The organism is Streptomyces sp. SCSIO 30461 (assembly GCF_037023745.1).
Taxonomy (GTDB): domain Bacteria; phylum Actinomycetota; class Actinomycetes; order Streptomycetales; family Streptomycetaceae; genus Streptomyces.
Genome location: NZ_CP146101.1, coordinates 2,846,073 through 2,857,879, shown reverse-complemented (window position 1 = coordinate 2,857,879; position 11,807 = coordinate 2,846,073). Strand labels below are relative to the sequence as shown.

Here is an 11,807-nt window from a genome sequence, read left to right as displayed (position 1 = left end):
CGGAAGGGCCGCCGCCCGTACGGTTTTTCCCAGTTGAGATAGTTACTCTACTTCGTCCATGACGGGCAGTACTCGATGTGAATGTCCTGCCCTTCGCGCAGATCCAGGTCCGGCCAGTACAGCTGGCGGCAGACGTGGTAGTTGCAGCTTCCTGAGATGTACAAAGGACCAGCGGCGGCAGGGGGGCCTTCCTGCGTCACGGTGAAGAAGTGGCGGGCTGACTCCCGGAACGCCAAGGCGCTCCCGGTGAGGAACAGTGTCTCGGCGTGGACACGCTGACGGAGTACATCGTGGTTGTCACGGCGGTTCATGGTCCGGTAGTCGATGTCATCGTCGGCAGGCAGGTCAGTGTCTGGCACCCGGGCGGTCTGTGGCGTGAAAGGGGCATTGCCTGCGGTGATCTTCTGGCGTATCTGCTTCCAGCGGGAGGGTGGGAACTGCAGGGAGTGGTGGCAGAGGACCATGTCGAGCGGTAGGTCCCGGCGCTGCTGCTGATGCCAGTCGACGTTCACCCCGGGGGCGGGCGGGGTGGCGCGCATCGGTAGATAGACCAGGGATCGTGGAGACCGTGCGGCCAGGAGCCACAGCGCGCCGATACGCTGGCCGTCCGTCTTGTCTACGTAGATGTCGTAGTGATGGCCGGTGTCGTAGAGGGCACCGTTGTGCAGAGGTACGGCCGGGCGGATCACCCGAAACTGCCCGGCCCCCAGCCGCACCTGCTGGGTGATGATTCTTACCCGTCGTGCCTCGTCGCTGAGGCGGCTATCGGCCGCCCTCATCTGACTGGCCGGGTGGCGCGGTAGGACTGGCGGTCCTCGGCGTCGAAGACCGCCAGGGAGCGTGCCCCGGGCCGAAGCGCTTGTTCCAGAGCGTGCAGGAGTGCGTCCGGTAGTCCTCCCAGGGCCTCGGCTAGCTCTTCCGCGACGTCCCTGGCGATCTCCTCCGCCACAGCCTCCACGGGAGTGCTCGGCCCGAGCTTGCTGATCGCGGCGGCCGCGCGAGCGGGAGTGAGAAGCGCCGATGCCTGCACCAGAAGCCAGGCGGGAACCCCTGCCGCTCCTTGCGGCGGTGGCAGGTAGGGGCGTGCGCCGTCGAAGCGCTCATCCTCAGCGAAAGCCTCCTGCTTCACCTTGACCAAGGGACGCGTACCGGCGTCGGCAGGATCAGCCTCTCGCCATTCACCGGCCGGCTTCAGGACGTAGCCCTCGGCAAGGTTGTCCACCAGTTCAGGAAGCCCGAACAGGGCCGGGACCCTGGAAGGGAAGGCACGGGGCAGCTCCTGGAGCCGGTTCAGCACGCCGCATCCGAGAGCAGGAGCGCACATAAGCCCGGCGGCCACCGCGGCTTCGCGCAGGGCACGGTCAGAGATCCAGCAGCGCCCCCCGGCCGTTTCGACCGTGGCGTCGAACGGCAGCCAGTGCAAGCCGGGTGCGTACCACACGCCTGTCTGCACCGGCTCGGCTCCGGCAACGGCAGGAACGTCCGGGTGCGGGTAGCATCCACCGGCCAACTCGCCGTAGACCGTCACCACCGCAGCATCACCCCATTCGCTGCGCAACGCCGAGGCGAAACGGGCCACTGCCACCGACAGCTCCGGCCAGACCCGGCTCACCCCGAAAAAGCCATCCAGCGCATCGTCGCCCAGCAGCTCACGACGCTTGGCCGGACGAACCCCGGCATCGTCGCAGACTATAGCGAAATGGGCCCCATGTACCTTTTCCACCGCAATCCACTCCCGGACTCCGGACATGCCGAGCCGCTCCCTCGCGGAGATTTTGGGATACGGCCGCAACGCGGGACCCGCAGACGCAGTGTCGGACACAGGAAGGATCTTCGCCGTCCGCCCAGCCCTGGGCAACAGAGATTCACGCTCGCACTTGTCTGGCAGGTGCAGCCCCGCAGGCTGTCCACGCGGCAGCAGCAGGCACACAGGGATCGACATCTTCAAGAAACCATCGTTTTCTGAAGATCCTCCCGCACGACCACCCGGACCCCTCGCAGCCTTCAAAAACCCCTTCAAAAACCAGGGGTGTTCAACAACCTTCGACCACCGTTTTCTGTCATGATCTGGGGTCATGACCGCCCCCGAATTGACCGAACCGGGTCTCCTCGTCGCCGAGCCGCTCGTCCGCACCGAGATCAAGATTGGATACGCCCGGGTCTCGACCAGCGGGCAGAAGCTCGAACGGCAGCTCGACGCGCTCACGGCCGCCGGGTGCCGGAAGATCTTCGCGGACAAGAAGTCCGGCAAGAACGCGCTCCGTCCCGAGCTGAAGGCGTGCCACGCCTTCCTCGACCCCGGCGACACCCTCGTCGTCCCGAGCCTGGACCGCTACGGCCGCAGTCTCCAGGACCTCATCAACATGGTCGCCGAACTCCGCACCCGCGGCATCGGCTTCACCTCGCTGCACGAGAACCTGGACACCACCACCCCCGGCGGCCGGCTCGTCTTCCACGTCTTCGCCGCCCTGGCCGAGTTCATCCGCGAACTCATCGTCATCGGCACCAACGAGGGCCTGGTCGCCGCCCGCGAGCGGGGCCGGGTCGGCGGACGCCCCAGCGTCGCCACCGAGGAGATCATCCGCGCCGCCCGCGACCTGCTGCCCGACCCCGGCCGCTCGATCACCTCGATCGCCAAGCTCCTCGGCGTCTCCCCCGGCACCCTCTACAACCACATCCCCGACCTGCGCGAGCTACGCGCTGGCGCCGTGCCCCGCCAGATCGGAGCGCCGACGAAGTAGACCGGCTCCAGCAAGATCAATCTCAGCGGCACTTTCTGTACGCCAACTACTCGCACCCGTTCATGCTCGTCCCCCAACTCCGCGCCGAGCTCGAAGTCCGCACCCCCGCCGACCGCGGCCCCGGCCGCGCGTGGGAGATGGGCCCGGCCATCGACGCCGCGACGCCCGAGGCCACGATGAGACCCACAAGAGTGGGGTACGCGAGGTGCAGCACCGCCCAGCAAGAACTCCAGAGCCAACTCGACGCCCTGGCGGAAGCCGGGTGCGACCCGGTCTTCTCCGAGAAGATCAGCACCCGGATCAAGGTCCGGCCCGAGTTCACCAAGGCGATGGACTTCGCCCGCACCATCAAGAAGGCCGTCCCCCACCAACAGGTGATCTTCACCGTGCACGAGATGAAGCGCCTGGGCCGCGGCGCCGCCGAACTCCTGGCCATCGCCGAGGACCTGCGCCACCACGACATCCAGCTCGAACTCCTCACCGGCCCCCTCCAAGGGGTCTACGACCCCTCCGGACACGGCGCCGCCCTCTTCGCCTTCTTCGCCGGCATGGCCGAGTCCGAGCGCGAATACATCCGGGAGAAGTCCCTCGAAGGCCAGGCATCCGCCCGCGAACGCGGCCGTCACGGCGGACGCCCCAAGGTCGTCGACGACGACATGGCCGACTACGCCCGCAGCCTGCGAGCCAACGGCGCACCCGTCCCCGAGATCGCCCGCAAGCTCGTCATCACCTCGGGCAAGAACCAGGGCAAGCGGCCCTCGGTCGCCACCGTCTACCGCATCCTCGCTGAGGATGAACCGGACAGCTGAACAGACGGAGACACTGCCAAGATCAACTCATTGCCCCTTTGACCCGTATCTCGGCGATACCCCTGTCGGTGGCGGCGGGTCGGGAGGAGGGCGGCCAGCAGGGCTTCGGCGTAGTCGCGTGACGTCCGGTTCGTGATCATCCTCACAAGTGCGTTCCTCGGATGCGAGGCGGGTCGCGATGACGTCGTGGTAGCCGAGGGCGTCGACGACGGGGCGGGCATCTCCAGGACCCACTGTGGCGGATCGCTCCGGTCTGGACGGCGGCTGTGGGGACACCGAGGTCGTTGAGCCGACCGGAGAGGTCAGCCGTTCTTCACGGTGGCGTCGGCGAGGGCGAGCCAGGCCGACATCGACGCCGCGGGCTCAACGAGTCACCCCGACAGGTCGCACACCGGGTTGCGGCATAACCTGCGGTGGTGACCGGAACCGAGCTGGATGAGTTGATCGTCGCTGACGGCGCGGCGCTGCGCGCGTGGCTGCTGGACAACCACACCACCTCTCCTGGCGTGTGGCTCGCCCTGACCAGGAAGGGCGGCACCGTTACCACGCTGACCTGGCAACAGGCGGTCGACGAGGCACTGTGCTTCGGCTGGATCGACGGGCAGGCCCGCAAGCGCGACGAGGAGAGCTCCTGGAGGCGGTACACCCCGCGCCGACCCCGCAGCGTCTGGTCCCAGCGCAACGTCGCCAACGTGGCCCGGTTGGAGGCGGCCGGCCTGATGCAGCCCGCCGGCCGCGCCGCGGTCGACGCCGCGAAGGCCGACGGGCGGTGGACGGCCGCCTATGCGCCGGCATCGGAAGCGGATGTCCCGGCCGACCTGCGAGCCGCGATCGCCGCCGACCCAGCGGCGCAGGCGATGTTCGAGGTACTCACCAAGACCAACCGCTTCGCCCTCATCAACCGGGTCAATGCCGTCAAGCGGGCCGAGACGCGCACACGGAAGATCGCCGAGTGCGTGGCGATGCTGGTCCGGCACGAGACGATCCACCCGCAGAGAGCCAGGCCAGCGGACCCGCCGGCGTCGTGACCGGGCTCCTGCCGGAACGGACAAACCCAGCCTATTGAGCGGAACTGTTCTCGATGCCCTGCCTCGTCCACTTCAAGACGGGTGAAGGTCTCCGCTGGTGCGCGGCTGGCCGTATCGTTCGACGAGGGCGTTGCCGATCGAGGCCAGGTGGTCTCGGACCCCCGGAGGGCCGGTCACCTCGACCCATTCGACCAGCCCGGAGAGCTCGCCGGCGAGGATGTACTCATTGGGGCCGCGGATCACGACCTCGATGCGGCCATCGGTCGTGGAACCTCCCACGTCGAGCCGGTCGCCGAGCGCCATCCGGAGTACGCCTATCCCGTCGGGTGTGCATACCGCCTGGACCTCCAGCGGCGTTCGTTTGCGATCGACCTCTTTGGCGATCTCATTCCAGCTCTCGGCAAGGTCGAAGTCCCCGGGTCGGTGCACAGGGTCGCCGGTCGGGTCGGCGGACGACACGCGGTCGATCCGGAAGATCCGTCGGCCGGTCTCGGTGTTGGAGACGAGATACCACACAGGACCTTTGGCGACGATGCCCAGCGGGTGGACGATTCTCCGGGTTTCGACGCCTTTGCTGTCGACGTAGCCGAGCGACACCTGGACGCCGCTGATCACCGCGTCCTGGAGTTCGTCGAGGAAGCGAGGCGGCCGGTGCTCGATCCGGCTCGCCCCCCATCGCTGCGGGTCTACGACCAGCGACGACGCTGCTGCCTCGGCCTGCACCTGGAAGGGCTTCGGTAGAGCATGGACGAGCTTGCGCAGAGCTGCTTTCATCGCCGGCGTCGCATCCGAGGCCGGACCGACAGCCAGGAACAGGGCGCGTGCCTCACTGGCGGTCAACCCGGATAGGTCGGTACGAGCGCCGCCCACGAGGCGCCAGCCGCCGCCTCGGCCCTGCACGGAGTACACGGGCACCCCGGCCATGGCCAGGGCGTCGAGGTCACGGCGGGCGGTGCGCTCGGAGACGTCCAGCTCTCGGGAGACCTCTGCGGCTGTCACCTGCTCGCGCCGTTGGAGCAAGAGCAGTATGGCCACCAGCCGATCGGATCGCATACTGACAAAACTCTCATAAAAACCGGTCATGGGGTGACCGGTTTGGGTGGCAAGGTCGCAGCATGACCTCATCGGGGAGGTCAACCGCCAGCGAACGCCCCCAGAGAGGAAATGCGGTGTTCAATCAAGCAGATTTTCCCGAGCCCACCCTCATCCAGGTCAACGGTGTGGAGCTCGAAGTCTTCGAGGCAGGCCGGGAAAACAAGGGCAAGCCCATCGTGCTCTGCCACGGCTGGCCGGAGCACGCCTTCTCCTGGCGTCACCAGATGCCCGTCCTCGCAGCGGCTGGCTACCACGTCATCGCACCGAACCAGCGGGGTTACGGCAACTCATCCCGCCCGACCGAGGTGACGGACTACGACATCGAACACCTGACGGGTGATCTCGTCGCGCTCCTGGACCACCATGGCTACGAAGACGCCACCTTCGTCGGCCATGACTGGGGTGCGTTCGTCGTCTGGGGACTGACCCTGTTGCACCCCGACCGGGTGAACAAGCTGATCAACCTGAGCCTGCCTTACCAGGAGCGCGGAGAAACGCCGTGGATCGAGGTCATGGAAACCTTCCTCGGTGGCGACTTCTACTTCGTCCACTTCAACCGGCAGCCGGGCGTCGCGGACGCCGCATTCGATGCCAACACCTCCCAGTTCCTCCGCAACCTCTACCGGAAGAACGTGCCCCCCGCACCCCCTGAGCCGGGCATGGCATTTATCAACCTCGCCAAGGCGGAAACGCCACTCGGTGAGCCCATCATGAGCGACAGTGACCTGGCCGTCTACGTCTCCGCGTTCGAGACGTCGGGATTCACGGGCGGCATCAACTGGTACAGGAACCTCGACCGCAACTGGCACCAGCTGGCGGGCGCGGACCCGATCATCAAGCAGCCCGCCCTCATGATCTACGGCGACCAGGACTTCGCGATCCCGAGGTTCGAAAGACTGGCAGAGTTCGTGCCCAACGTGGAAGTGGTCGGCCTGGACTGCGGTCACTGGGTCCAGGAGGAAATGCCAGAAGAAACCAACCAGGTGATTTCGGAATGGCTGGAACGGCAGAGCTAGTGTCCTGTGATCCGGCTCGTATCACCTGAAGGCGGAGTTCTCGCATCACGCCGATGACAAATGGGCTCGCGAAATCAACTCTCGCCGGTTGTTTTGGGTGCCCAGCCGACCGGTGACCTCCCGTGGTCTCCGGCGGCGTATCGGCTCCAGGTGCCGCCGGTCTCGTTGCGGAGGCGACTGGTGGTCTTGTTGTGGTAGCCGAGAGCGTTCGCAACGACAGGTGCGGGCAGTTCGAGGAGTTGCTGTCGGATGGCGGCGCCGCGGGCGGCGGCGATTGGGATTCCGACCTCGTTCAGGAGCGCGGACAGGTGGTTGGGGCCGAGCGGCTGGCCGGTCCGGCGGCCGGGGAAGAACCAGCGGGACGTCGGGTTGGTCGCGGTGTTCATGTTGCCGCGGTTCGTGATGTGCTCCAGCAGCAGGGCGGAGACCGGCGCCGGGACGGGCGAGGGTGGCTCACCGAGTCGTAGCAGCACGGCGTCGCCGTTGCGGATGACGTCGTCAAGAGTGAGCCGGACGACGCGGCTCAGCGGTTGTGCGTAGAGAAGAACGATGACTCCGGCGACGCGGAGTCGCATCGGTATCTCCGTGTCGATCAGAAGTCTGCCAGGGCGGCGAGGCGTTCGTCTTCGCTCAGTGCGGGCCGGCGGGAGATCTTCATTGTGGGGATGGTCAAGGAACGTCTGGCGGGCGGTGAGGTCCATCGAGGAGAACGCGCCGTCGTGGATGCGCAGGGCGAGACGGTCACGGTGGAGCACTTCGAGGACGTCGAGGATGTGTTGGTTGCCCCGGACGAGGCGGAACATCTCGGAAATGTGCACGGTGTCGCCTGGCCGCGCGTAGTCGCGGAGCTTGCCGAACTTCGGGCGCTCCAGGGGGTGGAGGCGGCTGGAGGTGCCGGCCTCCTCCTCGAAGACGGTGGGGTCCTTGATCCCGGCCTCGGCGAGGACGGTCCTGGCGGGCGGTCGACTGCTGGTCGGTCGAGGCCCGCTTGTAGATCAGGTTGGCCACCCGGGGCCCCTTTCTGACGGAGGAACAGAACCTACCCGTCGTTAAACCCTGTCATCAATGGCCATCGGATCCGATTGGATTCACGCCGCCCCGAGCCCCGAAATTCCCGGGTCCATTGGACGCACGCGGCGCCTGTCGTCATTCGATCGTTTGCCGACAGGCAGCAGGCGCGTCCGGGTGTTGTAGTCGGGACAGCTGTCTGCCATCGGTGAACGCCACCCCGAGCGGGCGCAACGGTCATTACCGTCCAGACTCATGACAACGATTACGACGCGCACGGTCGAGTATCCGGCCGACGGTTTGACGATGATCGGGCACCTCGCGCTCCCGGCCGGTGTCGACCGCCGACCCGCGGTGCTGCTCGGACCAGAGGGCACGGGGCTCAGCGACGTCGAGCGCCGCCGAGCCGATGCCCTCGCGGAGCTGGGATATGTAGCGCTGGCCTTCGACCTTCACGGTGGGCGCTATTTGGGGGACCCCGAGGAGATGCTGGCCCGCTGCATGCCGCTGCTCGCCGACCCCGACCGGATGCGAGGCATCGGCCACGCGGCGCTCGACGTGTTGCGCACCGAACCGCGAACCAACCCCGACCGGATAGCCGCCGTCGGCTACGGCACCGGGGGCGCCATCGCGCTGGAACTCGGGCGCGACGGCGTCAACCTGCGCGCGATCGCGACAGTCAACGGGCTGATCACGAGCCGACCGGGCGAGGCGGCGCGCATCCGCTGCCCGGTATGGGCCGGGGTCGGGTCGGAAGACCCGATCATGGCGCCCGCCCAACGGGACGCGTTCACCGCAGAGATGCAGGCCGCGGGCGTCGACTGGCGCCTCGTGGTCTACGGAGGAGCCCTGCACGCCTTCCACCATCCACTGGTCGATCACACCGTGCGTCCCGGCGTCGGCTACCACCCACGGCACGCACAGCGAGCCTGGCGTGACGTCGTCGCTCTGCTCGCGGAGTGCCTGCCCGTTACGGATTGATCCGATCGGCTCCCGATACTTACTCCTGCCCGCTGTCGTCTTCTTCGTCCAGCTCTGGGGCATCCGGGTCGCGCAGCGGGCGCAGGGCGCCGGCAGCCGGGGTCGAGGCAGTGAAGCTGTAGCAGCCGAGCAGGTTCAGGTTGCGGTGCTTGAGCGGGGAGAGCCGGGCGATGTCCTCGTCCCGGATCTCGTGGCCCTCGGCTTTCAGCTGGGCGACGGCGGCGTCGATGTAGCGGGTTGTCCAGAGCACGACGGCGTTGAGGACCAGGCCGAGCGCGCCGAACTGGTCTTATCCGAACTAGCTCAGCTCGGCGGTGGGTCTGCCTGCGAGCCGTCGTTCACCACGGAAGGTAGTCGTGAAGAAGCTGGGTGGACGGGTTCTGTCGGGCGTGTCGTGCACGTCGGCCGCGCGCTTCGTGGTCTTACTGGGAGAACGCGTAGGTCCGGACGGGGTCGAGGTGCAGTTCGAAGGGCCCGAAACAGTCGGCCGCGAGGGTAGCGACCGGAGCGGCGCAGGGGCAGGCCCGGTTGAGTCCCTCGTCGCCTGTCGGTCCGCAGCACCCACTGCTGTTCTCCCAGTTGGGCAGTGGCTGAAGGCCAGCGGCGTCATCAGGGTGCACCAGCACTGTGTGTCGGCTGCCGGCCGAGATGACGAAGCCTTCTTCACGGCCGACCACAGGTCCGCGCGACTGAGCCGGCTTCGGGTCCTCCTGATCGTCCTGCACGACGTAGGGAGGCCCCCAGGGCTCGGGATCGATCGCGTAGTAGCCCCGCGGAACGGTGGAAGGCGCCCGGCGTGTCTCCTTGTCCCGGTCACGCTCGTCATCGGAGACGTCAGGGGCGGCGGCAAGCTCGGCCAGCTCCGGCGTGATCGCGGTGCCGCACTTGGAACAGAGGAAGACGGTCATCCCCTCGTTGTAGTGCTCAGGACTGCCCCTTCGCATCCTCGTTTCGCCGCTCGGAGTCGATGCGCGCGACGACGCCACGGAGATCGGGCATGCCCAGGTGGACGGTGGTGTGCCGGGCCGCGAGGTCGCGCATGGCGGCGAGCTTCTGCTCGGTGGCGGCGAGGCTGGCCTCGATCGCGGCGACCTCGCCGAGCCATCCCTGTTCCTCGGCCTCCTGGAGCCGGTCGAGCCCCCGGCGCACGCCACGGGATTTACCACGCCCACGGCGCGCGCCGAAGGCGCGCTGCGCTGCTGACCTGTGATTGCCTCGCTCACCGGTTCGGGAACGCCGGGGACCGGCCGTACAGGCGCCCGAGGTATCCGTCCGACATGAGCGACGCGGAGTGGGAGTTTGTACGCGATGCCGGTCTCAGGTCGGAGGTGCGTGGGGTGGGTCAGAAGCAGCCCGGTCCGCTGGTGGGGTTGACGCAGCTGTTGTAGCCGGATCCGCCGTCGTTGGTGTCGGTACCGGGACCACCGTTGAGAGCGTCGTTGCCGGAACCGCCGAAGAGGGCGTCGCTGTCGCCGCCGCCGAAGAGGGCGTCGTTGCCGTTGCCGCCCTCGACACGATCGTCGCCGTTGCCCCCGATAAGGACGTCATTGCCGTCATCGCCGCAGATCAGGTCGTTGCCACCGCGACCGTCGACCACGTCGTTCCCGGCGAGAGCGAAGATCACATCGTCGCCCGGGGTACCGGTCAGGTTGTCGTCGCGGTGGGTACCGGTGATGGTGGGCGTGGCGGTCGCGCAGGTGGGGGGCGGCGGGTCGTAGGTGATGGTCACCTTGACCTGCCCCGCGGCGGTGTCCGAGGTACCACCTGTGGGGACGCGATTCGATCCGCCGCCGCCACCACCGGGGCCGTAGGAGGGAGGGATGCTCCTGATGAAGTTGCAGCCTCCCCCGCCACCTCCACCGAACCAGCCGCCTCCACCTCCGCCCGCCCCGTAGGCGCCCCCGCCGGTGCCGCCGGCACCGGCCGCGCCCGGAGTGCCTGATGTACCGCTGGCAGGACATACGGCTCCGGCCGTGCCGCCGGCTGTCTGGGTTCCGCCGCCGCCGCCCTGGCCGCTGTCCGTTCTGCTGCCGCCGGCCTCCCCGGTGTCTCCGGCGTCTCCGCCGGTGGCCTCCGGGTTGAGGATACTGGAGATGCTGCCGCTTCCGCCGCCGCCTCCGCCGCCCGCGACGATGAGGCGGGGGTCGGTGGCGGGGACGCCGGTCAGGGTGCAGCCGGGGCTTGCCGAGCTGCAGGTGCGGACATCGCTGGAACCGCCGCCGGCACCACCTGGCAACGGCCCGCCGCCAGGGCCCTCACCCGTGCCGACGTTGACAAAAAGGGTGGTCGTGCCCGGCGGCACGATGACGGTGCCCATGACGGTGGCGCCGTTGCCGCCTGCACCACCGTTGGGCCCGTTTTGGCCCGCGGCGCCCGTCGCGGTGACGGACAGTCGGGTGACGCCGGACGGGACAGTGAAGGGCTGGTCGGCGCCCACGTCGAAGGTGACCGTCACGGCCGCCGCAGTAGCGGGCGTTGCCGTGGGCACCACCAGTGCCGCCGGCAGTGCCACCGTGGCGAACAGGACGGCAGCGCGCCTGGCCGCCGCCGGGCGCCGCAGCTCACCCGCAGCTCCCGCGCCACATCGATGGAACATGGCATGTTGCAGGGTCGGTCTCACGAGACTCCTCGACAAAGAGCGCGGCATTCAGAACGTGCCACGGGCGTCGGCCGGTGTTGAGGCCCCTGCCGGCACCGTCCGACGATCAAGCCACACACACCCTCTGCGGCCATACAGGCACACCGTCATACCGCCCGCGATCCACCGATCAGACGCTACCGACCTCGTCCCCCTCGGCGGCCACGAATCCCGACGAGACCGCGACCACCTGTTGTGGCGGTCCACCTGGAGTCGTCGCCATCGATACCATGCCCGCCTCTACCACCGCCGATGGCACACATACGCCGACACCACACTATGATCAGAAGGCCCGGCAGCAGCAGCTGTCTACGGCTGCCGTGTCAGTGAGAGCGCGGCTCTGTCGGGGTCTTGGAAGCCGGGTGTCATTCGGTGGTGCGCCATCCTCGTGTCCGCGGGATCTCCACCGATGGCATTCGCGAACGGCGGAAGACTCGCCGGTGCAGCGATGCACTCCGCCGGACGGCTACCGCCGTGCCATCGAGGCGCAC

At 67.9% G+C, this 11,807-nt stretch carries 12 protein-coding genes and 1 pseudogene; 5 read left to right on the top strand and 8 right to left on the bottom strand.

All coding sequences use genetic code 11. The features are described from left to right. Window positions 1-47: 47 nt before the first annotated feature. Both V1460_RS12560 and V1460_RS12555 read right to left on the bottom strand, forming a co-directional pair. Entirely contained in the window at window positions 48-779 is a 732-nt protein-coding gene (locus V1460_RS12560; protein WP_338673822.1) for a hypothetical protein, read from the bottom strand. Next, on the bottom strand, window positions 776-1,942 hold the full coding sequence (locus tag V1460_RS12555; RefSeq protein WP_338678016.1) for an RNA ligase family protein: 1,167 nt from the start codon (window positions 1,940-1,942) through the stop codon (window positions 776-778). The genes V1460_RS12560 and V1460_RS12555 overlap by 4 nt, the downstream gene beginning before the upstream one ends. Window positions 1,943-2,075: 133 nt before the next feature. Between V1460_RS12555 and V1460_RS12550 the strand changes: the two genes are divergently transcribed. The 3 genes from V1460_RS12550 to V1460_RS12540 all read left to right on the top strand — a co-directional run bounded on the left by V1460_RS12550 (window position 2,076) and on the right by V1460_RS12540 (window position 4,578). Next, window positions 2,076-2,741: a recombinase family protein gene (locus tag V1460_RS12550; protein ID WP_338673821.1), complete on the top strand. Its 666-nt coding sequence runs from the start codon at window positions 2,076-2,078 to the stop codon at window positions 2,739-2,741. Between the two features lie 62 nt (window positions 2,742-2,803). Further along, window positions 2,804-3,550: a recombinase family protein gene (locus V1460_RS12545; protein WP_338673820.1), complete on the top strand. Its 747-nt coding sequence runs from the start codon at window positions 2,804-2,806 to the stop codon at window positions 3,548-3,550. Window positions 3,551-3,963: 413 nt separating this feature from the next. Next, entirely contained in the window at window positions 3,964-4,578 is a 615-nt protein-coding gene (locus V1460_RS12540) for a YdeI/OmpD-associated family protein (protein WP_338673819.1), read from the top strand. A 72-nt stretch (window positions 4,579-4,650) separates the two neighbouring features. Here the strand turns inward: V1460_RS12540 and V1460_RS12535 are convergent, their stop codons facing one another. Next, window positions 4,651-5,631, bottom strand: coding sequence for a WYL domain-containing protein (locus tag V1460_RS12535; RefSeq protein WP_338673818.1), 981 nt, complete (start codon window positions 5,629-5,631; stop codon window positions 4,651-4,653). Between the two features lie 116 nt (window positions 5,632-5,747). Here V1460_RS12535 and V1460_RS12530 point away from each other — a divergent pair, with 116 nt between their 5' ends. Beyond that, entirely contained in the window at window positions 5,748-6,689 is a 942-nt protein-coding gene (locus tag V1460_RS12530; protein ID WP_338678015.1) for an alpha/beta hydrolase, read from the top strand. A gap of 74 nt (window positions 6,690-6,763) precedes the next feature. On the opposite strand, the gene V1460_RS12525 is transcribed toward V1460_RS12530, so the two are convergent. Beyond that, the gene (locus V1460_RS12525) at window positions 6,764-7,561 is read right to left on the bottom strand and encodes a recombinase family protein (RefSeq protein WP_407077611.1); all 798 of its coding nucleotides are present in this window, start codon (window positions 7,559-7,561) and stop codon (window positions 6,764-6,766) included. Between the two features lie 391 nt (window positions 7,562-7,952). Between V1460_RS12525 and V1460_RS12520 the strand changes: the two genes are divergently transcribed. Further along, entirely contained in the window at window positions 7,953-8,678 is a 726-nt protein-coding gene (locus V1460_RS12520; RefSeq protein ID WP_338673817.1) for a dienelactone hydrolase family protein, read from the top strand. 19 nt (window positions 8,679-8,697) lie between these two features. Here the strand turns inward: V1460_RS12520 and V1460_RS12515 are convergent. From V1460_RS12515 to V1460_RS12500, 4 genes and pseudogenes are all read right to left on the bottom strand, one after another. Beyond that, window positions 8,698-8,967 (bottom strand): annotated as a pseudogene (locus tag V1460_RS12515) (Tn3 family transposase); the annotation flags it as partial. A gap of 133 nt (window positions 8,968-9,100) precedes the next feature. After that, a complete protein-coding gene (locus V1460_RS12510) occupies window positions 9,101-9,586 on the bottom strand; it encodes a hypothetical protein (RefSeq protein WP_338673816.1) in 486 nt (161 codons plus the stop codon). Between the two features lie 16 nt (window positions 9,587-9,602). Beyond that, window positions 9,603-9,827 carry a hypothetical protein gene (locus V1460_RS12505; protein WP_338673815.1) on the bottom strand — a complete coding sequence of 75 codons (225 nt, stop codon included), beginning with the start codon at window positions 9,825-9,827 and terminating at the stop codon, window positions 9,603-9,605. Between the two features lie 193 nt (window positions 9,828-10,020). Then, window positions 10,021-11,274: a hypothetical protein gene (locus tag V1460_RS12500; RefSeq protein ID WP_338673814.1), complete on the bottom strand. Its 1,254-nt coding sequence runs from the start codon at window positions 11,272-11,274 to the stop codon at window positions 10,021-10,023. Window positions 11,275-11,807 lie beyond the last annotated feature (533 nt).

What these genes read in the sequence shown, in the direction of transcription:
- V1460_RS12535 (WP_338673818.1), bottom strand. Translation starts at nt 5,631, where the DNA reads ATGCGATCCGATCGGCTGGTGGCCATACTGCTCTTGCTCCAACGGCGC.
- V1460_RS12520 (WP_338673817.1), top strand. Translation starts at nt 7,953, where the DNA reads ATGACAACGATTACGACGCGCACGGTCGAGTATCCGGCCGACGGTTTG.
- V1460_RS12510 (WP_338673816.1), bottom strand. Translation starts at nt 9,586, where the DNA reads ATGACCGTCTTCCTCTGTTCCAAGTGCGGCACCGCGATCACGCCGGAG.
- V1460_RS12500 (WP_338673814.1), bottom strand. Translation starts at nt 11,274, where the DNA reads ATGTTCCATCGATGTGGCGCGGGAGCTGCGGGTGAGCTGCGGCGCCCG.
- V1460_RS12560 (WP_338673822.1), bottom strand. Translation starts at nt 779, where the DNA reads ATGAGGGCGGCCGATAGCCGCCTCAGCGACGAGGCACGACGGGTAAGA.
- V1460_RS12555 (WP_338678016.1), bottom strand. Translation starts at nt 1,942, where the DNA reads ATGTCGATCCCTGTGTGCCTGCTGCTGCCGCGTGGACAGCCTGCGGGG.
- V1460_RS12545 (WP_338673820.1), top strand. Translation starts at nt 2,804, where the DNA reads ATGCTCGTCCCCCAACTCCGCGCCGAGCTCGAAGTCCGCACCCCCGCC.
- V1460_RS12550 (WP_338673821.1), top strand. Translation starts at nt 2,076, where the DNA reads ATGACCGCCCCCGAATTGACCGAACCGGGTCTCCTCGTCGCCGAGCCG.